At 51.9% G+C, this 21,843-nt stretch carries 17 protein-coding genes; 10 read left to right on the top strand and 7 right to left on the bottom strand.

The window, feature by feature from the left end; genetic code table 11:
* Nucleotides 1-371 precede the first annotated feature (371 nt).
* Entirely contained in the window at nucleotides 372-2,576 is a 2,205-nt protein-coding gene (locus QGT73_RS04735; protein ID WP_280121648.1) for an alpha-galactosidase, read from the top strand.
* Nucleotides 2,577-2,736: 160 nt separating this feature from the next.
* Here QGT73_RS04735 and QGT73_RS04730 read toward each other — a convergent pair whose 3' ends face one another.
* Complete coding sequence (locus QGT73_RS04730; RefSeq protein ID WP_280121647.1) at nucleotides 2,737-3,570, bottom strand: CvfB family protein; 834 nt, start codon at nucleotides 3,568-3,570, stop codon at nucleotides 2,737-2,739.
* Nucleotides 3,571-3,655: 85 nt separating this feature from the next.
* Between QGT73_RS04730 and rsmG the strand changes: the two genes are divergently transcribed.
* From rsmG to QGT73_RS04685, 9 genes are all read left to right on the top strand, one after another.
* Nucleotides 3,656-4,276 (top strand): 16S rRNA (guanine(527)-N(7))-methyltransferase RsmG, encoded by a 621-nt coding sequence (gene rsmG / locus QGT73_RS04725; protein ID WP_280121646.1) that lies wholly within the window; start codon nucleotides 3,656-3,658, stop codon nucleotides 4,274-4,276.
* A gap of 11 nt (nucleotides 4,277-4,287) precedes the next feature.
* Complete coding sequence (locus tag QGT73_RS04720) at nucleotides 4,288-4,929, top strand: MBL fold metallo-hydrolase (protein WP_280121645.1); 642 nt, start codon at nucleotides 4,288-4,290, stop codon at nucleotides 4,927-4,929.
* Nucleotides 4,930-5,039: 110 nt separating this feature from the next.
* Entirely contained in the window at nucleotides 5,040-6,953 is a 1,914-nt protein-coding gene (locus QGT73_RS04715; protein ID WP_280121644.1) for a biotin/lipoyl-containing protein, read from the top strand.
* Between the two features lie 12 nt (nucleotides 6,954-6,965).
* The gene (locus tag QGT73_RS04710; protein WP_280121643.1) at nucleotides 6,966-7,814 is read left to right on the top strand and encodes a helix-turn-helix domain-containing protein; all 849 of its coding nucleotides are present in this window, start codon (nucleotides 6,966-6,968) and stop codon (nucleotides 7,812-7,814) included.
* Nucleotides 7,811-8,626 (top strand): tetratricopeptide repeat protein, encoded by an 816-nt coding sequence (locus QGT73_RS04705; RefSeq protein WP_280121642.1) that lies wholly within the window; start codon nucleotides 7,811-7,813, stop codon nucleotides 8,624-8,626. Before QGT73_RS04710 ends, QGT73_RS04705 begins: the two co-directional genes overlap by 4 nt.
* A gap of 62 nt (nucleotides 8,627-8,688) precedes the next feature.
* Nucleotides 8,689-9,426: a dihydroorotate dehydrogenase electron transfer subunit gene (locus QGT73_RS04700; RefSeq protein ID WP_425278382.1), complete on the top strand. Its 738-nt coding sequence runs from the start codon at nucleotides 8,689-8,691 to the stop codon at nucleotides 9,424-9,426.
* 2 nt (nucleotides 9,427-9,428) lie between these two features.
* On the top strand, nucleotides 9,429-10,334 hold the full coding sequence (locus QGT73_RS04695) for a dihydroorotate dehydrogenase (protein WP_280121640.1): 906 nt from the start codon (nucleotides 9,429-9,431) through the stop codon (nucleotides 10,332-10,334).
* A gap of 16 nt (nucleotides 10,335-10,350) precedes the next feature.
* Entirely contained in the window at nucleotides 10,351-11,841 is a 1,491-nt protein-coding gene (locus tag QGT73_RS04690; RefSeq protein WP_280121639.1) for a Y-family DNA polymerase, read from the top strand.
* A complete protein-coding gene (locus tag QGT73_RS04685) occupies nucleotides 11,834-12,001 on the top strand; it encodes a hypothetical protein (RefSeq protein WP_280121651.1) in 168 nt (55 codons plus the stop codon). The genes QGT73_RS04690 and QGT73_RS04685 overlap by 8 nt, the downstream gene beginning before the upstream one ends.
* 91 nt (nucleotides 12,002-12,092) lie before the next feature.
* Here QGT73_RS04685 and QGT73_RS04680 read toward each other — a convergent pair whose 3' ends face one another.
* From QGT73_RS04680 to QGT73_RS04655, 6 genes are all read right to left on the bottom strand, one after another.
* Nucleotides 12,093-13,091, bottom strand: a complete 999-nt coding sequence (locus QGT73_RS04680; protein ID WP_280121638.1) for a malate dehydrogenase — start codon at nucleotides 13,089-13,091, stop codon at nucleotides 12,093-12,095.
* 55 nt (nucleotides 13,092-13,146) lie between these two features.
* Nucleotides 13,147-13,638 carry an anaerobic ribonucleoside-triphosphate reductase activating protein gene (gene nrdG / locus QGT73_RS04675; RefSeq protein ID WP_280121637.1) on the bottom strand — a complete coding sequence of 164 codons (492 nt, stop codon included), beginning with the start codon at nucleotides 13,636-13,638 and terminating at the stop codon, nucleotides 13,147-13,149.
* Between the two features lie 10 nt (nucleotides 13,639-13,648).
* Nucleotides 13,649-15,856, bottom strand: coding sequence for an anaerobic ribonucleoside triphosphate reductase (locus tag QGT73_RS04670; protein ID WP_280121636.1), 2,208 nt, complete (start codon nucleotides 15,854-15,856; stop codon nucleotides 13,649-13,651).
* A gap of 273 nt (nucleotides 15,857-16,129) precedes the next feature.
* A complete protein-coding gene (locus tag QGT73_RS04665) occupies nucleotides 16,130-16,423 on the bottom strand; it encodes a Dabb family protein (protein ID WP_280121635.1) in 294 nt (97 codons plus the stop codon).
* 21 nt (nucleotides 16,424-16,444) lie between these two features.
* Complete coding sequence (alaS, locus tag QGT73_RS04660) at nucleotides 16,445-19,069, bottom strand: alanine--tRNA ligase (RefSeq protein ID WP_280121634.1); 2,625 nt, start codon at nucleotides 19,067-19,069, stop codon at nucleotides 16,445-16,447.
* A 55-nt stretch (nucleotides 19,070-19,124) separates the two neighbouring features.
* Entirely contained in the window at nucleotides 19,125-21,827 is a 2,703-nt protein-coding gene (locus QGT73_RS04655; protein ID WP_280121633.1) for a calcium-translocating P-type ATPase, PMCA-type, read from the bottom strand.
* Nucleotides 21,828-21,843 lie beyond the last annotated feature (16 nt).

The following is a 21,843-nucleotide window of genomic DNA, read 5'->3' as shown; positions in this document are numbered from 1 at the left end:
CTTCGATACCACCGTCTCCAGTTGGAAAGGTTGGAATTTCCTCGCTTTTATCGTTATTTTCCTTAAAAAATTTCACAAATCAAATTAGTTTAAACAACTTCTATATCTGCTATCTGAAGTACCTTTTTCGACAAAATAGATCAGATTGAATGTTTTAATACTTCTCACACTGTCTTTTTTCATGATTCTTGAACTATATCGTGGCCATATATTCTTGTAAAAAAACGATTGCGACAATATCGTAAAATGTAAAACGCCGTCAATTAATCATACTTTTTTACCCATGTTTTTGTAATATTAGCAATCGGGCTTGATAATATTCCACTTATTTGCTATATTTGTACAAAATAACCAATTACCTAAAAGATTTCATGAAAATACGAGTCTGTCTATTGCCGGCTTTGGCTCTCTTGGCCACATTGCCGATGAATGCCGAGCTGGTGGATATCTCCACAGCAAAAACCTCACTTATACTTGATGCCGAAAAAGGCAGTCCGCTCAAAGTGCTATATTACGGCGACCGTCTTGACGCCCGTGACAAGGACGCACTGCGTGATGCCGGCGGCATGAATCTCAATGCCTATCCGGTATATGGCCTCTATCCTCAGGCCGAAGCAGCACTGAGCGTGACTCATGCCGACGGAAACCGCACAACCGATGTGGCTGTGACAGACATCAAGACATCAACTGAAAATAACGGAGCTTCAGTGACCACCGTATGCATGACCGACAAAGCATATCCGTTTGACGTCAATCTCAATTACCGCACATATCCCGACCAGGATGTAATCGAGACCTGGGTGGAAATCAAAAACCGCGAGAAAGGTACAGTGACTCTCAACCGTTTTATGTCGGGCTATCTGCCTGTGCGATATGGTGACGTGTGGCTATCTTCGCTCTACGGCACATGGGCCGACGAGGCTAATCTCACCGAAGAGCCTCTGCCACATGGAGTAAGAATGATTAAAAATAAGGACGGATTGCGCAACTCGCACACTTCACACGGTGAAATAATGCTGTCGCTCGACGGAAAACCCCGCGAAAACTCCGGCCGTGTAATCGGTGCCGCTCTTTGTTATCCGGGCAACTATAAGCTATTTATCGATACTGACGACACCACCTTTCACCACTTGTTTGCCGGTATAAACGAGGAAAATTCAGAGTATCATCTGAAAAAGGGGGAGACTTTTACTACACCCGAGCTGGCACTCACATATTCCGACGAAGGACTTTCGGGTGTGAGCCGCAATTTCCACAAATGGGGACGCAAATATCGCCTGCATGCCGGAGACAAAGAGCGCAAAGTGCTCCTGAATTCTTGGGAAGGAGTATATTTCAATATCAATGAGGAGGTTATGGCCGGCATGATGGAAGACATCGCCTCGATGGGCGGTGAGCTATTTGTTATGGACGACGGATGGTTTGGCGACAAATATCCGCGCGACGTTGACAATTCGACACTTGGCGACTGGGTCGTTGATACCAACAAACTTCCCAACGGCATCAACGGCCTGCTTGAAACTGCAAAGAAAAACGGCGTGAAATTCGGCATCTGGATTGAGCCTGAGATGACCAATACCGTCAGCGAGCTTTACGAAAAACACCCCGAATATATTATAAAGGCACCCAACCGAGAGGTAGTAAAGGGGCGTGGCGGCACACAGCTTGTGCTCGACATGGCCAATCCGAAAGTGCAGGATATAGTGTTTACGGTGGTCGACACACTGATGACCAAATATCCCGAGATAGACTATATCAAATGGGATGCCAACGCTCCAATCATGGAGCATGGCTCGCAATATCTGACCGCCGACAACCAGTCACATCTATATATCGATTATCACAACGGGCTTATAAAAACACTCAACCGCATACGCGAGGCTCATCCCGACGTGACCATACAGGCCTGTGCAAGTGGCGGCGGACGTGTCAACTGGGGCATACTCCCGTGGTTTGACGAGTTCTGGTGCTCGGACAACAACGATGCTCTGCAACGTGTGTATATGCAGTGGGGCACAAGTTACTTCTTCCCCGCGATAGCAATGGGCTCTCATATCTCAGCATCGCCCAATCACCAGACATTCCGCCGTATTCCCACCAAATTTCGCGCAGATGTAGCCATGAGTGGCCGACTTGGGCTTGAAATGCAGCCCCGCGACATGAACGACGAAGACAAGGCCATATGCCGTCAGGCTATCAACGATTATAAAGCCATACGTCCCATCGTACAGTTTGGCGACCTTTATCGTCTGCAATCTCCTTATGATAAAAAAGGTGTCGCATCTCTGATGTATGTGACGCCCGAGAAGGATGATGCCGTGTTTTACTGGTGGAAAATAGAGACATTCATGGGACAGCAACTCCCGCGCATACCGATGGCCGGTCTTGACCCGGACAAGATGTATACTGTTACAGAACTCAACCGCATTGACAACGAGCCATTGCCTTTTGAGGGCAAATCGTTCACCGGACGTTACCTGATGTCAAACGGTCTCGAAATGCCACTCACCTATAAGGTGGACTATCACAAAAACACCGACTACTCTTCACGAGTGTTACGCCTGACAGCTAAGTGATTTAGAGTTTAGAGTTTAGAGTTTAGAGTTTAGAGTTTAAAGTATAAAGTTTAGAGGTAAACAATATTGCTTTTTTGCCGTGTTTTAATGTGGAAATTGCTTTTCCATATATGGCAAATAACGCAATATTGTTTACCTCTAAACTTTTAAACTCTTAACTTTAAACTTTCCTTATCCCACCCAGAGTTATTTCGATGCGGTGTTCGCGATAGAGCGAGCCAATTGCTTTTTTGAAATCTTTTTTGGAGCAACTGAAAGTCTCCCTTATCGCTTCGGGAGAAGAATTGTCGCATAGCGGCAGGAAACCGTCAGGTTCACGGTCAAGACGTGCCATGACAGCACGTGCGAGAGCTTCCACCCTGCCGTCATGCGCGCCATGGAGCAGAAGATCAATCTTGCCGTCCTCACGCACTCGCTTCACATAAGCTGTCACAGCCTCTCCTATCTCAAGCGGCTTGTAAAGGTCACTTTCATAAAACATGCCATGATGCTTATCATCGACAATGGCTTTGTAGCCAACATCCGTACGCTTGTATACCAATGCCTTGACCGGAGAACCTATGGCATAGTCGGGGATAGTGTTGCCAAGAAAATGGTCGAGCTTAGCCGAAGCCACCACACGCTGGGATGCATCGTCAAGATAGACATAGACAGGTATCACCATACCGCGGGACAGTTTGACCGTCTGTTCGCTGAACGGCACGAGCAATTGCTTCATGAGTCCCCAGTCAAGAAAAGCCCCCATGCGGTTGACATCATTTACCTGAAGAAAGGCAAACTCGCCCACCTGGACATAAGGATGCTCAGTGGTGGCTATGAGCCGCCCCTCATTGTCCTTGTAAATAAATACATCTATCTCATCGTCGGGATGGAGCGGAGCGTCGATATATCGTGCCGGGAGCAGAATCTCCACTCCGTCACCACCGTCAAGGTAAGCCCCGAAATCGACATTCTTGACCACCCGCAACTTGTTGTATCTTCCTATTTTTACCATTGTGTGAAAAACTTTTTGACAAAAGTAGTCATTTTTACTCGAAATTTGAGCTATCTTTGTATGATAAAGACATCACAACCATCTTATGGAAGAAATACTCAAATATTTTCCCTATTTAACCGCCGAACAACAGCAACAGTTCACGGCTCTGGGCAATCTCTATCCCGAGTGGAACGAGAAAATCAACGTCATATCGCGCAAGGACATAGACAACCTGTATGTCCATCACATACTACACTCTCTGTCGATAGGCAAATTCATCACCCCTGTGGACGGCACGACATTTCTTGATCTCGGCACAGGCGGTGGTTTCCCGGGAATCCCTCTGGCTATATTATGGCCCGAGTGCAAGTTTCACCTCATTGACCGCATAGGTAAAAAAATAAAGGTGGCCCAGTCGATAGCTGAATCCATCGGGCTTAAAAACGTCACATTTCAACATGGCGACAGCGGAGAGTGCCATCAGAAATTTGACTTCGTGGTGTCACGTGCCGTGATGCAACTTGAGGAACTTATCAAGCTCATACGCCGCAACATTTCCACAAAATCTGTCAACAAAATGCCCAACGGTCTGATATGCCTGAAAGGCGGAGACCTCCGTTCGGAGCTTGGCCGTGTAAGCCAGCCGCTCATTGACGTGCCTCTGAGCGACTACTTTCCACAGGAATATTTTACGACCAAAGATCTTATATACGTAGAGCTGTAACACCGTTTGTCATGAAAGTAAGCCGATTTGTAGTAAACCCTTTCGGAGTAAACACATATATAATGTGGGCCCCGGAGTCGCGTGAAGCAGCTATAGTAGACCCGGGCATGACCGATGATGCGGAGTTCAAGGCTGTCGAGTCGTTTATCGAGCGTGAACATCTTAAGCCGATTCATCTCATAAACACCCACATGCATCTTGACCACATATTTGCCAACCAATATATCAAAAACAAATATGGGCTGGATATCAAAGCCAACCGCGAGGACGATTTTCTCGGCCGGTCACTTGAAGAGCAGATAGCAAGATTTCACATACCGGTCCGTGCCAAAAACCACGGGCTTGATGTAGAGCTCTCAGATGGAGAACGCCTCTATCTTGGCAAGGAGCCTATCGACGTAATCGCAGTGCCGGGCCATTCGCCGGGAAGCATAGCCTTGTATTGTCCGGAATCAAAGTTTGTGATTACAGGAGATGCTCTTCTCAAAGGCTCCATCGGCCGCACCGACCTCCCGAAAGGTGACTTCATGACACTTGTCAACTCGATACGCCAACGACTCCTGACTCTGCCTGATGACACAGCAATCCTTCCCGGACACGGTCCAGAGACATCGGTCGGACATGAAAGAAACACTAATCCCTACATAAGATAACCGAGGTAAAAAATAGTGGTAAAATTACAGTTAAATTAATTAAAGAAAAATTTCATTAATTAAAATAATACATGTATCTTTGCCAAAAGTTTCAACCAAAGTAATCAATCATGGCAAAACTAACACGACCCGCTTTGAAGATTCGCGACCTGACATTACGTGACGGTCAGCAGTCCCTGTTTGCAACCCGCATGAACCAGGAGACTATCGACAAACTGCTCCCTTATTATGAGGACGCCCACTTCTATATCATGGAGGTATGGGGCGGTGCAGTACCTGACTCGGTGATGCGCTACCTTGACGAGTCGCCCTGGGACCGACTCCGCATCGTCTCCAAAGCAATGGACTCAAAGAGCGAGCATCCCAAGGCACTGTTGTCGGCTCTCTCTCGTGGACGCAACCTGTTTGGCTACGTACCCTACCCTGACTCGGTGCTTGAAGGATTTTACAAAGAAGCTATCGACAATGGTCTGAACGTAATGCGTATCTTTGACGCGCTCAATGACATTGACAATGTGCGCGAGTCGATACGTCTCATCAATCAGCTCGGCGGTATAGCTGACGGTGCCGTATGCTACACCGTCGACCCCAAAGCCGAGGCCCCCGAGCAGCCCTCGGGATTTATGGGCAAACTCAAGTCGATGTTTGGCAACAAGCCCAAAGAGCCGGAAAAGATATTTACCGATGACTATTTCGTAAGTAAAGCCAAGGCCATGGAGGCTCTTGGTGCGAAAATCATCACACTCAAGGACATGGCCGGTCTCGTGAATCCCTTGCGGGCCGCATCAATCATATCAGCCCTAAAGTCGGCGGTGAAAGTTCCTGTCGACTTCCATACTCACTGCACACCCGGCTACGGTCTCGCATCATCGCTCATGGCCATCATCAAGGGTGTGGACATCCTTGACACTAATATCTGGTGGTTTGGAGGAGGTTCAGCCGCTCCCGCCATCGAACTCATCTACATCTTCTGCCAGCGTCTGGGCGTAGAAGTCGAAGCCAACATGGAGGCCGTAGGACGCATACGCAAGGAACTGTTCAACGCACGCAAAGCACTTGCCGACTTTGACCTCAATCGCGACAAGATGCCCATTGAGTTTGACCCGCTAAACGATACTCTGCCCGCAGAAGTGGCAGCATTGTTTGATACGGCAATACAGTTTGCTTTTGCCGACGACGAAGAGGGCCTGCTCGAGACTTGCCACAAGATTGAGGCCTACTTCAACTTCCCCAAGCCCAACGAACTTGTCAAGAACGCCGAGGTGCCGGGCGGCATGTATTCCAACATGGTGGCCCAGCTCAAGCAGCTCAAGAGCGAAGACCTGCTCGAAGATGCCATGCGCCTCATCCCCATGGTGCGTCGCGACGCCGGTCTGATACCTCTCGTGACTCCCACCAGCCAGATTGTAGGTAGCCAGGCTGTACTTGTGGCCCTCGACCGCAAGAACGGCAAGCCGGACTATACGACCACCAACAATCAGTTCATCTCGCTCGTAAAGGGTGAATATGGCAAGACTCCGGTAGCCATTGACCCGACATTCCGCGAAAAAATCACCGGCTCGCCTGAGGAAAAAGCCTATGATGTATCGTCATACAAGAGACCTCAGAATCCTGTGCTCGAAGATATGGGTGGCATGCCTCTTGCATCCAACAACGAGGAAATGCTTCTGCTTGAACTTCTTCCCTCGGTAGCCAACGGATTCCTGCGCAAACGCCGCGCCGAAGAGTATGAGGCACGCCGCCAGGATGAAGCCGCATCGGCACCTGTAGCCGAAGTCGTGGAAGAAGAAACCACCGAGCCTATCACCGGCCCGACTCTCGTCGCACCAATGGGCGGACGCATCATCTCGGTCAACGTGAAGGACGGCCAGACTGTGAAGAAAGGCGATCTGTTGCTCGTATATGAGGCAATGAAGATGGAAAATGATGTGGAAGCAGAAAAGGACGATGTGGTGAAGCGCGTCCTTGTAAGCGAAGGCGATGTGGTAAGCACCAATGCACCCCTCATCGAATTTCAGGACTAACCCGTTAAGTTAATGGAGCAAAACTCCCCATTAATATCCCCACAACGTGATATTGCGGTATTTCAGTCACTGACTGAAATACCCTTTATCACGTTTCCCACACGTCTTGACCGCATGCTCATGGTGGTGTGCACGGCCGGCTCAATATCCGCGACCATTGACGTTGAGACACGCATAGTACATCAAAACGACATTCTGGTGCTCAGACCCGGACATCTTATATCAGGATGTAAAGTCGCTGAGGATTTTGCCGGATTTTTCATCACAGTCACACAGGAAAAGCTCAACCAACTGCTCCCGTCGATGCGCTATGTGGTGCCTTACAGTCTAAGATTTGTCTCTAACCCGATAATAAATGTCACCGAAGAGGAAATCGAGTCGCTGAAACTGATCTATGACCTGTTTTGCCGCCACTTGTCCAATCCCAGCCGTCCCTATCAGTCGATGGCCCTCGGGTCGCTATGTGAGGTGTTGTTTTACAACACATTGGGTATTTACTCCACCCGTGTAAAGAAATCGGTACACAAATCACGTCGCGAAGAACTTCTGGCCCAGTTCATAGAGCTACTTGAGAATAATTACAAGACAGAGCGGTCGGTGAGTTTCTATGCCGACAAATTGTTTGTGACCTCCAAGCATTTATCGGCTGTATTGAAAGAAATCAGTGACAAGACTGCCGGAGAGTGGATTGACCAGCGAGTAATCCTCGAGGCCAAACTGCTGCTGCGCTCCACGGGCCTTAATATCCAGGAGATAAGCGCGAAACTTAACTTTGCCAACCAATCATTTTTCGGCAAATATTTCAAACATCTGACAGGCATGTCGCCACGCGACTACCGCACAAAAACCACCGACCAATGATGTGGCATAAAATCCTGCTTCTCACATTCATGACAATGATACCGTCATGGATACTTGCCGACACCCCCTACCTTGATCTCGTGGAAAAAGCCGACAAGGCCTGTGCCGACGGGAAATGGATAGAGGCTGCATCATTACTGCAAAATGCCATTGATTCAGAGCCGGCAAATCCGGGCAATGTATTATTGCTCAGCAATCTCGGCATGGTGCGCTATAATCTCGGTCTTGACTCGCTGGCCATCGAATCGTTCAATCGCGCACTGAGTATCGCTCCGTCGAGCGTGACCATTCTCGCCAACCGGGCAAAAGTATATACCGCAATGGGACATGAGCAGGAAGCGTTTGACGATTACGGACGCATAATGCAACTTGACTCAACCTATATCACAGCTCGTTATCATCACGGGCTATTGGCGTTGAAGCACAGGATGTTTGATGTCGCAAAAACCGATTTTGACTATCTCACCAAGCATTATCCGTCATCCGACGAGGCCTTCATAGCACAGGCGACCATGCATAGTTCGCTTGGTGAATATGAGGAATCCATACCTTTTTATACCGAAATACTCCGCACTATGAAAGAGCCGGAATATTACGGGGCCCGTGCATACTGCTATCTCATGACGGGCAATCTTCAGGATGCCGCCGACGATATAGCCGCAGCACTTGAACTTGCACCGGATGACGGCGAACTGTATCTTTACAGAGCAGCACTCAACAAAATGCATTTCAGGCCGGATGACGCCCGCAAAGATGCCAGCAAGGCCATCGAGCTCGGAGTAGACCCGGCAAGAGCCAAAGAATTTTTATAAGCCAACCACGATATACTAACCATATCACAGTGAAACAGGTAAACGATTTTATAATCACACGCATGACGCGATATAACGACATGTATTCGCGTCTCACACTCGCCCCGGCCGACGGCTCGATGCTCCCGGCCATACTTCCGGGCCAGTTTGTGCAGGTGGCAGCAAACACCCCCGGTGTCTTTCTGCGCCGCCCCATCTCTATCAATGATGTAAATTATGATCAGAACACGATAGACCTGCTCATACGCAAGGCCGGCAAAGGCACTTCAACTCTTGTGGCTCTCAAAGAGGGTGACAAACTCAATATATTGCTGCCGCTCGGCAACGGGTTCTCTCTTGATGTGGCATCCGGCTCACGTCTGCTGCTGATAGGCGGAGGTGTCGGTGTGGCTCCGTTACTCTATCTCGGGCGCAAGCTCAAAGAGGCCGGACACAAACCGGAATTTCTGCTCGGCGCACGCTCGGCCGCCGATCTGCTCGAACTAGACGATTTCGCAGCCATAGGCACTGTGCATGTGTCCACGGAAGACGGATCAATGGGTGAACACGGACTTGTGACACACCATTCAGCCCTTGAAGGCAACATTGACACTATCTATTGCTGCGGACCTGCTCCAATGATGAAAGCCGTGGCCTCAATAGCCCGCGAACGTGCAATCAATTGTGAGGTTTCGCTCGAAAACATGATGGCCTGCGGCCTTGGCGCGTGTCTTTGCTGTGTGGAAAACACGGTCAAAGGCAATGTGTGTGTATGTACAGAAGGCCCGGTGTTTAACATTAACCTCCTCAACTGGCAATAACAATGGCAAAATTATCAGTAAACATAGGCTCGCTTGCCCTTAAGAATCCCGTTCTCACAGCATCGGGTACATTTGGCTACGGAGAAGAGTTTGCCCCGTTTATAGACCTTAACCGCCTGGGCGGATATATAATCAAAGGCACAACCCTCGAGCACCGTGAAGGGAACCCCTATCCACGTATGGTCGAAACACCTTCAGGCATGCTCAATGCCGTGGGACTACAGAACAAAGGTGTCGATTACTTCATCAACAACATATATCCGCGCATCAAAGGCTATGACTCGGAGCTCATAGTCAATGTGTCAGGAGCCAAGGTGGAGGATTACGTGGAGACAGCTCGCCGGCTCGCCTCACTTGACAAAGTCAATGCCATAGAGGTCAACATTTCATGTCCCAACGTGAAAGAAGGAGGCATGGCATTCGGCACCACAACTGCCGGAGCCGCCGAAGTGACACGTGCGATACGAGAAGTCTATCCCAAGACCCTGATCGTAAAACTTTCCCCTAACGTGACATCGATTGCCGATATTGCCAGAGCTGTCGAGGCCGAAGGAGCCGATTCGGTATCACTCATCAACACACTCATGGGCATGTCGATCGACGTAGAGCGCAGACGCCCGCATCTCTCGACAATCACAGGCGGTCTTTCGGGACCGGCAGTACGTCCCGTGGCTGTAAGAATGGTATGGCAGGTAGCCAAAGCCGTGAAAATCCCCGTTATCGGTCTCGGAGGCATCATGGACGGACGTGATGCTATAGAGTTTATGCTTGCCGGAGCTACTGCTGTAGAAATCGGCACAGCCAACTTTATCGACCCGGCTGTCACCATGAAAGTCATCGATTACATGGAGGACTATTGCGCCCGCCACGGCATTAATGATATCAACGAAATAATCGGAGAAATCTAATCGGAATACAGACTGTTTGGATCAACAGCCACGACAGTATATAGCTATTGACCTGAAGTCGTTTTACGCTTCAGTCGAATGTGTCGAGCGGGGATTGGACCCGCTTGACACTTGTCTTGTCGTGGCAGATATGAGCAGGACTGAAAAGACCATATGCCTGGCCGTGTCTCCGGCCCTCAAAGCCTTCGGGCTCGGCGGCCGTCCGCGATTGTTTGAAGTATCATCACGCGTACGGGAAGTAAACCGCGCCCGCGGACGTAATGGCAAATCGACATCAGGGTCTGTATTAAAGACAAGAACTGACTATGCGGTCGACTACATAGTGGCCCCGCCCCGAATGGCCCTGTATCTTGAATACTCCTCGCGCATCTACCAGGTGTATCTCCGATATATCGCACCCGAGGATATACACGTCTATTCGATTGACGAGGTGTTTATCGATGTCACGTCTTATAAAAACACTTATAAGCTCTCGACTCATGATCTCGCCATGAAGATGATACGCGAGGTGCTTGCCGAGACAGGCATTACAGCTACCGCCGGCATTGGCACAAACATGTATCTGTGTAAAGTGGCGATGGACATTGTGGCAAAAAAGATGCCGCCCGACAAGGATGGAGTACGCATAGCCGAACTTGACGAGATGAGCTATCGGCGTCAGTTGTGGGACCACACTCCGCTCACCGACTTCTGGCGTGTCGGACGAGGGACTGCCCGACGGCTTGCGCCATATGGCATCCATACAATGGGCGACATAGCCCGTTTCTCACTGTCGCACGAAGGACTGCTCTACCGCATATTCGGAGTAAACGCAGAGTTGCTTATCGACCATGCGTGGGGATGGGAGCCGGTGACTATGGATATGGTAAAGTCATACCGTCCCGAGAACCGCTCTATAAGTACCGGACAAGTGCTCACATGCCCCTACTCTACTGACAAAGCAAGAATCGTCGTGCTTGAAATGGCCGATGCGATGGCTCTCGAACTGTTTGACATGGGGGTTGTATCCGACCAGATAGTCCTGGAAATCGGGTATGACGTGACTTCTCTGGACAATCCGACGGCAAGAGCGAGATATGATGGCCTTATAACCACCGACCATTACGGGCGTCAGGTACCGGCCCATGCCCACGGCACTGCCAATATCGACCCGCCGACATCGTCGTCATGTATAATGATGCAACATATCGGCCGACTCTATGACCGAATCATAAACCCCGACCTGCTTGTGAGACGCATCACACTGTCGGCATGCAAACTGAAGAGTGAAGCAGATGTCAAACGCGTGCAGAAACCCGTACAACTTGACCTGTTTACCGACTATGACGAAGTGAGACGACGCAACCAAGCCGAGACAGAAGCTCTCGAGAAAGAAAGACACAGGCAAGAGGCAATCCTTAAAATCAAAAAAATGTATGGCAAAAATGCCATATTGCGCGGACTCAACTATGCGGAGGGCGCAACTCAACGTGAACGTAACAGTCAGATAGGAGGACATCATGAGTAATAAATATGACGACATAATAGACCTGCCACATCACGTGTCAAAGACTCGGAAACCGATGCCGATGGAAGCGCGTGCCGCCCAGTTTGCACCCTTTGCCGCCCTTATAGGCAACAAAGAGGAGACTGCCGCACCCGTATTCCGCCGCAGAGCCAGAAACTGACAACAACAATGACGCAACGATAAAGCCGCCATTTCCCGATGATACATACGGGGAAGTGGCGGCTGTCTGATATAGAGGATCGATTAAAACCTTAGAGATTAGGATTAAGTTTAGACCATTCACTGATGGGTGGAATGATGCCGAGAGATATGACTTCATCACGCAGTTTGCAGAGATGGTGATAGCTCTGATCAAGTTCTTTTCTCTCCTCGGGAGTTCCGCCTACCGGATGCACAGTCACACCGTTCTTGTCAAGCGTAGTCTCCATGGCCATCATAATATGGTTGTATGTGCCATCGTTGACATATGTACCTACAGGCCATGAGAACGGTTTGCCTCCCATTGTGGCGGCAATCATCTCGATTGACAGATAGGCCGGACTCTGGAACGATGAACGGCCACGCAGGTCGATGATGTTCTTACCACCCTGTATGACGCGCTGCTTCATTTCCTCCCAGGCCTTTTCGGGAAGAGCGTCAGTGCCTATAATCTGTGAAAGCGGCTGTCCGGCGACAGTTGTTGTCGATGCAAAGACGGCCATCTGCTCGCCATGTCCGCCATACGTACGCGAATTGACGATTTCGTCGGCCGGAATGTGGAAGTATTTGGCAAGTTCGCTACGCAGTCGAGTACTGTCAAGAGCAGCAAGCGTAGACACCTGCGAGGGCTTGAGGCCTGAATAAATCAATGTCACGAGGCCTGTAATATCGGCCGGATTAAACACGACTACCACATGTTTCACATCCGGACAATAGGTCTTGATATCCTTGCCAAGCTGCTCGGCAATCTCGGCATTGCCCTTGAGCAAATCCTCACGTGTCATGCCGGCCTTACGGGCAGCTCCTCCGGAAGACACGATGTATTTCGCATCCTTGAAAGCCTCTGCTACATCGGAGGTATATGTAATATTGACGCCTTCAAAGCCACAATGGCGCATCTCTTCGGCCACGCCCTCGAGTGCGGGGGCATAGGTATCATACAGACATATATTAGGGGTGAGATGCATCATGATAGCTGTCTGCGCCATGTTAGAGCCAATCATGCCGGCTGCTCCGACTATGACGAGCTTATCGTTGGTCAAAAATTCCATAGGTGTTTATTTTTTAGGTTATCTATGAACTCAACACACGAAACATGTAATTTGTTCAGAATACAACCGTCTCGGGCTCCCACAAATGGACATCGGCAGGCGTAGAGCGTTGCAAATCAATCAGCCGCTGATTGGAAGAGCCGCGAAAAAGCAGATGCACATCGCGTCTATCCGCCATAAAAGGACCATCAACAAGCACGTCGCAACATGCAAGCAGAGGCGAGATATTACAATCTTCCGCAATGGATTCATAGCGATATCCTGTGTAACACCATATAGCATAGCCTCGCCGGCGTAATTCCATGGCAAGTGGAAGTATATCGGCAGCTTGATAAAGCGGATCTCCCCCTGTAAATGTGACGTCAAAGCCGTTGTCCTCGACTATCCGCAATACCTCGTCGACCGACATCTCACGTCCGGATGAGAAGTCCCACGACTGAGGATTGTGACACTGTGGACAGGCGTGGGCACATCCGGCAAAATAAATTGAAGTACGAAGCCCGGGGCCATCAACCGATGTCCCCGGGACAATGTCGAGTATGCGCATGTGGGAGGTATTACTTGTGCACTATACGATCTTTGAGTTCGGCGAGCTTGGCATTGTTCCACCTGTCGGTCGTGCCTACGAGGTAGCCCGTGATGCGCTGTATGTTGTCGATATTATGGCTGTGACACTTGGGACACTCGGTGAGATTTTCCTGCGCATCCTCGTAGCCGCAATCCATGCAACGGTTACGGTTGTGATTGACCGAGCCATAGCCGATGTTATACTGATCCATGAGGTCAACGATGTCGCTGATAGCCTTGGGATTGTGGGTTGCATCTCCGTCAATCTCCACATAGAATATGTGACCGCCTCCCGTGAGTTCATGATAGGGAGCCTCGACCTGAGCTTTGTGGCGCGGCGAGCACTTGTAGTAGACGGGGACGTGATTGGAGTTGGTATAATAAATCTTGTCGGTCACACCGGGTATGACTCCAAACGAGCGACGGTCACGCGAAGTGAATTTGCCCGAAAGGCCCTCGGCCGGAGTCGCAAGGACTGAGAAGTTGTGCTGATAACGCTCCGAGAAGTCATTGACACGCGAGCGCATGTGGGAGATTATGCGAAGTCCAAGCTTCTGCGAGTCCTCGCTCTCGCCATGATGCTTGCCGGTGAGGGCTATGAGACATTCGGCCAGACCTATAAATCCGATGCCGAGTGTACCCTGATTGATGACGCTCTCTATGGTATCGGTAGGAGCGAGATTCTCGGCACCGTTCCACAGACGCGACATGAGCAGCGGGAACTGCTTGGCCATAGCGGTCTTCTGGAAGTCGAATCGCTCGCACAACTGACGGGCTGTAATCTCAAGGATGTCATCAAGTTTGCTGAAGAATCGTGCCACACGCTCCTCGCGATCGAGAATGTTCATACACTCGATGGCAAGACGCACGATATTAATTGTGGTGAAGCTGATGTTGCCGCGGCCTATCGAAGTCTTTTCGCCAAAACGGTTTTCGAAGACTCGTGTGCGGCATCCCATTGTCGCAACTTCATATTTGTAACGCTCGGGGTCATTGGCATCCCACTTGTCGTGATGATTGAATGTGGCATCAAGGTTGACGAAATTGGGGAAGAATCGGCGTGCAGTCACCTTGCATGCGAGCTGATAGAGGTCATAGTTGGGATCTTCGGGAAGATAGCTCACGCCACGCTTTTTCTTCCATATCTGAATGGGAAAGATGGCTGTCGCGCCATTGCCAACGCCTTCATAGGTGGTGCGCAGCAGTTCACGGATGATGCAACGTCCCTCAGCCGAAGTATCGGTTCCATAATTGATGGAGCTGAACACCACTTGGTTGCCTCCACGCGAGTGGATGGTGTTCATGTTGTGAATAAACGCCTCCATTGACTGGTGCACTCGGGCTACAGTCTGGTTGATGGCATGGTGCATGTAACGCTCGTCACCGGAATATTTTTCGACATCTTCCTTGATATAATCCTTGATGTCGATATTATAGAGATGTGAGAGATTGGAGCCTGTGAGACGCTCGAGGGTCTTGATTTCCTCGATATAGGATGAGCGTACAAACGGTGCGAGATAGAAGTCAAATGCCGGGATTGCCTGACCTCCGTGCATTTCGTTCTGGGCGGTCTCGAGTGAGATACAGCCAATGATGCTTGCGGTCTCTATGCGCTTGGCCGGGCGTGACTCGCCATGACCTGCGACGAAACCATACTTGAGAATGCGGTCAAGAGGATGCTGCACACAGGTGAGACTCTTGGTGGGATAATAGTCTTTGTCGTGGATGTGGATATAGCCGTTGTTGACAGCCTCACGCACCTGGGGCGAGAGCAGATAGTCGTCCACAAAAGGCTTGGTGGTCTCGCTGGCAAACTTCATCATCATGCCGGCCGGCGAGTCGGTGTTCATATTGGCGTTCTCGCGTGTGATGTCGTTGTTTTTAGCCTCGATAATCTCAAGAAACATGTCGCGAGTCTTGGCTCGACGTGCGATAGAACGCTGGTCGCGATAGGCGATGTAACGTTTGGCAACTTCTTTGCGGGGCGAGTTCATCAACTCGAGCTCTACGCGGTCCTGTATCTGCTCGACAGTCATCTGCTCACCGCCTGTCATGGTTATGATGTCGGCTATACGTGCTATGAGCGACTCGTCCTCGCCCATCTCGGTTGTCAGCATAGCCTTACGAATTGCAGCCTTGATTTTTTCTTCATTATAGCCGACGATACGTCCGTCGCGCTTAACCACTGTATGTATCATTTGGGTTTTATGTTGAGGGGGATTATTGTGATGCAAAGTTACGCCCAAACTATATATTTTCCAAATAAAACCGCGCGAAATTATATCAATAATTTTCCATTTTGGACAACTTTTCACCACAACAAAATACATATATTACTGATTACAAGTATACTACGTGATACTTTCGGGCAACTTTTCGATTTTGTAAAAATAAATCATAATCCAAAACGGCAAACCATCACATTGTGACAGCCTGCCGTTTTGGATGTTTGCTAAATCTCCTGAATCGGACTAAAAACAGTAGTCAACGCATGCGCGCGACTCCTTGTGACCGGCAAGAATGGATGCTGCGGCCACATGAGCGGGATGCTTGGCATAGACGTCGACCGACTCCATGTCGGGGACTACAGCCGTAAGCACGACGTCCCAATCCTCGGAGGGGTTTTCATTGATGCCTACTTCCATCGAACGCAGGACATCTATCTGTGCGGGAAGCGCGAGAAGTGCGTCACGAAAACGCTCGGCCACCGCCCTGCGCTCCTCGGCCGAGCCTGAGAGCTTGAATGTGACTATATGTTTAACCATAGGTTGACTGTATGTTTACGGTTAGTTTCCTTTCAAGGCATCGTGCATCGATGTAAACGCTATCGAGAGTCCGTCGGCATCCTTGCCTCCGGCCTGTGCGAAGCCCGGCTGTCCGCCACCGCCGCCCTTGATAGCCTTGGCTGCATTGCGGACGATGGTCGACGCATTGAGTCCGCCCGACACGAGGTCGTCGGTCAGAGCCACTGTGAGAAGCGGCTTGCCGGCAATGTCGGCTGTGGCTGCGATGAATGCTGTTGCGGTCGATGACATCTGACGCACGAGGAAGGCTACGTTCTTGACCATGTCGGGTGTGCGCACGCCTGCAAGCGAGACAATCTTCATGCCGCCGTATGACTCGGCTGTCTCAAGAAGCTCCTTGGCAACGTTGCGGGTGCGCTCTTTCATGAACTCTTCGACTTCCTTGCGCAGCTCGTTGTTCTCCTCAATGGCTTTACGAATGGCCTGACGGATGTCGGGTGCGTTGTGGAACATCTCGCCTACGGCACGCAGAGTGTCGGTGAGGCTGTCGATAGCCTCCTCGGCCACTTCGCCTGTGATGGCTTCGATACGACGTATGCCGGCCGCGATGCTTGACTCCGACACGATGCGGATGATGCCGATATTGCCGGTGTTGGGCACGTGTGTACCGCCACACAGCTCGACCGAGTCGCCATATTTTATGACACGTACCTCTTCACCGTATTTCTCACCGAAAAGAGCCATGGCACCCATCGCACGGGCCTCGGCTATGGGGAGTGAGCGGTGTTCGTCGAGAGGTATGGCCTTGCGCACGTTGGCATTGGCTATGTGCTCGACCGCGCGAATCTCCTCGGGTGTGAGTTTCTGGAAGTGGCTGAAGTCAAAACGGAGCACGTTGGGCGATACGAACGAGCCTTTCTGCTCGACGTGTGTACCGAGCACCTGACGCAGAGCTGCGTGAAGCAGGTGGGTGGCTGAGTGGTTGCACTCGGTGGCACGACGTGCGGCCTCGTTGATGCGGGCCTCGAACTCGGCGTTGACATCGGCGGGAAGCGAGGTGGTGAGGTGTACGGCCTGGCCGTTCTCACGCTTGGTGTCGTAGACTTCAATCTTCTCGTCGCCGTTTATGAGCCAGCCGCTGTCGCCTACCTGTCCGCCCATCTCTGCATAGAACGGGGTTACGGAGAGCACTATCTGATAGAAGCTCTTGCCTTTCTGCTTCACGTTGCGATAGCGGAGGATGCGTGTAAGGGCCGAGGTGCTGTCATAGCCGACAAACTCGGTCTCACCCTCGCTGAGCACTACCCAGTCGGTAGCCTCGACGGCTGCCGCATTGCGTGCACGGGTCTTCTGGGCCTCCATTTCCTTGTCAAACTCAGTCTTGTCGAGCGTCATGCCGTTTTCCTTGAGAATCAGCTCGGTCAAGTCGAGGGGGAAGCCGTATGTGTCATAGAGCACAAAGGCATCCTTGCCCGAAATCTCGGTCTTGCCCTCCTTGCGTGCCGTCTGAATGGCATTGTCGAGAATGGATATACCCTTGTCGAGAGTGCGGAGGAAAGCGTCCTCTTCCTCTTTGATTACTTTCATTATGAGCTCGCGCTGGGCTGCAATCTCGGGATAAGCCTCGCCCATCGAGTCGATGAGTGTGTTGACGAGCTTGTACATGAACGCCTGTTTCTGGTCAAGGAAGGTGTAAGCGTAACGTACGGCGCGACGCAGGATGCGGCGTATCACATAGCCGGCCTTGGCATTGCCGGGAAGCTGTGAGTCGGCGATGGAGAAGGCGATGGTGCGCACATGGTCGGCGATAACGCGCATTGAGATGTCGACCTGGCGGTCTTTGCCATATTCTTTGCCCGAGAGGCGCGATATCGTGTCGATGAGGGGAGTGAATACGTCGGTGTCATAGTTGGATTTCTTGCCCTGAAGAGCCATGCAGAGACGCTCGAAGCCCATGCCGGTGTCGATGACCTTGGCAGGGAGCGGCTCGAGCGAGCCGTCGGCTTTGCGGTTGTACTGCATGAACACGAGGTTCCATATCTCTATGACGAGGGGGTTGTCATGGTTTACGAGCGAGGCACCGTCTATCTCGGCGCGCTCCTGAGGCGAACGGAGGTCGATGTGTATCTCCGAGCAGGGTCCGCAGGGGCCTGTGTCGCCCATCTCCCAGAAGTTGTCGTGCTTGTTGCCGTTGATGATGTGAGATGCGGGCAGATGCTTCTCCCAATAGGACGCGGCTTCGTCGTCACGGGCAAGGCCTTCCTCGGGCGAGCCTTCAAACACTGTGGCATAGAGACGGTCGGGGTCAAGACCGAGCACGTCTACAAGATATTCCCACGCCCAGTCGATGGCTTCTTTCTTGAAATAGTCGCCAAAGCTCCAGTTGCCGAGCATCTCGAACATGGTGTGGTGATAGGTGTCCATGCCCACTTCCTCGAGGTCGTTGTGCTTGCCGGAGACACGCAAGCATTTCTGAGAGTCGGCCACACGCTGATATTTCGCCGCCTTGTTGCCGAGGATGATGTCCTTGAACTGGTTCATACCGGCGTTGGTGAACATGAGTGTGGGGTCGTCCTTTATCACCATCGGAGCCGAGGGCACGATGTGATGACCTTTGGTACGGAAAAATTCCTTGAATGATTCACGTATCTCCTTTGCTGTCAACATGATTATATGATTAGCTTGTTATTATCGTATTTTTTGAAAAATTACGGGCACAAAGTTACACATTTTTTCTTTTTCGGCCAAAGAGTCGGATGATTTCGCCGGCCCAAAACACGATGGATGTGCCGCAGATTATAATTACCCAGTCAGAGAGCCGAAGCGGCTGGACGTTGAAGAACTGCCGTCCTATCTCGACGATACACACCTGGCCCACAAGGATAAAGAGGGCGATGGTGACAAATTCGGAGCAACCTTTGAAATGCAGGGCCGAACGGCCTGTCGCAAAGGCTTTGGCATTGAAAAGATTCCAGAACTGGAGGAAGACGAATGTGGTGAAGAAGAGCGACAGCTCGTAGGGCGAGAGGCCTTTGTCGGACGACAGCAACGGGAGACGGAACAGTTGCGTGAGCGAGTCGAGGTCGGTGTGACGCAGATACCACAGCAGCCCGAAGAGCAGGGCGAAAAAGAGTCCGCCCACAACGGCTATGAACCATCCCATGGCGGGGCTGATGATGAATGCCGTGCGCGAACGGGGCTTCTCGTCCATCACGTCGGCCGACGGGGGTAATGTGGAGAGGGCTATGGCCGCAAAGGTATCCATGATTAGGTTGACCCACAGCATCTGGGTGACCGTGAGGGGTGACTGCATGCCCATAAACGCGCCTGCAAGCACTATGAGCGAGGCCACGACATTGACCGTGAGCTGGAAGAGAATGAAACGCTGTATGTTGAGATAGAGCGAGCGGCCCCACATGACGGCCTTGCCTATCGACGAGAAGGAATTGTCGATGATGGTGATGTCGCTCGCCTCCTTGGCCACGGCTGTGCCGTCGCCCATCGAGAGGCCCACATGGGCGGCTTTGAGCGCGGGGGCGTCGTTGGTGCCGTCGCCTGTGACTGCGACCACCTCATTGTTGGCCTGCAGAGCTTCGACAAGACGCTTCTTGTCCATCGGGCGAGCCCTGGCTATGATTTTGAGGTCGCCCACACGGCTGCGCAGCTCGGCGTCGGACAATGCGGCAAACTCGCTGCCCGTGATAATGCTACGGTCTGTGTCGGCATCGCTCCACAGGCCTATGCCGCGCCCTATCTCGCGGGCGGTGGCAGGAGTATCGCCTGTGACTATTTTCACGTCTATGCCCGCATGGCGCACAAGGCGCACGGCGTCGGGCACATCCGGACGCACAGGGTCGGCTATGGCCACTATGCCGAGCAGCCTCACATGCGGCCGGAGCGCGGCAAGGCTGTCGAGCCCCGAGACATGGCCGTCGGGCAACTCCACGCAGGCAAAACCGAGTGTGCGCATGCCCTGACGCTGATAGCCGAGCAGGCGTGAGTCGACCGACGCCGCATCCATGCCTTGCGGGAATATGCCACACATGGCCGCCACAATCTCGGGCGCGCCTTTTACATATATTATATGACGGCCGCGACGGTCTCGCACGAGCGTGGCCATGTATTTGCGTTCGGTCGTAAAGGGCAATTCCTCCACCACCCGCACTCCATCGCGCAGGGCGAGATAGTCAATCCGGGCCGAGTGGAGCCACAGGAGCAGCGCGCCCTCGGTGGGGTTGCCGAGAGCCACGGGATGAGAGGGGTCGGTCATGTCGAGCTGAGCCGTGCTGTTGACGGCTATCCCTTCGGCTATGGTATGGGCCGCTCCGGAGCCGTCAAGCTGCCCGTCGGGCAATGAGGGGAAGCAGGCTTCGGCCACCTGCATGCGGTTTTGGGTGAGGGTGCCGGTCTTGTCGGTGCATATCACCGTGGTGGCTCCCATGGTCTCGCACGCGTGCATGCGGCGCACGAGGTTACCGGCCTTGAACATGCGTCTCATCGAGTAGGCAAGCGAGAGCGTCACGGCCATCGGGAGTCCTTCGGGCACTGCGACCACTATGAGGGTGACGGCTATCATCAGTGTCTGGAGCAGATAGGCTACAAACGACACCCATTCAAACAGCATGCCCGACGCGGTGAAGTAGACGAGCAGACGGCCGGCGACGATGAGCGCGGCCACGGCATAGCTGGCTTTGGTGACGAGTGAGCCGAGTCCGTCGAGCTGCTCGTTGAGCGGCGTGCGCACGCTGTCGTCAATCTGCGATGCGACAAACACTTTGCCGTTCTCGGTGTGGTCGCCTACGGCTGTGACGACCATGACTCCGTGGCCTTCCATGATTTTGGTGCCACGCAACACTTGGTCGGAGGGAAATGTGGCTTCGGGGTCAAAGTCGCTCGGCACCACCGTCTTGCGGGCTATGGGCTCGCCTGTGAGCGATGACTCGTCCACACTGAGCGACACGGCTTCGAGCAACTGTCCGTCGGCCGGAACTTCCTCGCCCGTGTTGAGCAACACGATGTCGCCCACCACCACGTCCTTGCGTGCTATCTCGATGCTCAGGCCGCCGCGTATCACCTGGACGGGGGTGTCGTCGTTGACCCGGTTGAGCAGGGCAAACTCTTTGTCAGCTTTTTCCTCAAAGTAAAATGCGAGGCCGGTGGCAAGCATTATGGCTATGAATATGCCTGTCGGCTCGAAAAACACTCCGGGGCCTGACCCGAGGGCGAAGTATTCGTAAAACGAGATGCCCACCGACATGACTCCCGCTATGAGCAGGATGATGATGAGCGGGTCGGAGAATTTGGCCAGAAACTTGCTCCAGGCCGATGCCTTACGAGGCGGGGTGAGAATGTTGGAGCCATGCTCAAGGCGGCTTTGCATGACCTGCCGGTCGTCGAGCCCCGCATGGCGCGATGTGTGTTGCATATCTTTGATGACAGGA

Origin of the sequence: Duncaniella muricolitica, assembly GCF_910574735.1 — a bacterium.
Classification (GTDB): domain Bacteria; phylum Bacteroidota; class Bacteroidia; order Bacteroidales; family Muribaculaceae; genus Duncaniella; species Duncaniella muricolitica.
This window is presented reverse-complemented; position numbering and strand designations above follow the sequence as displayed.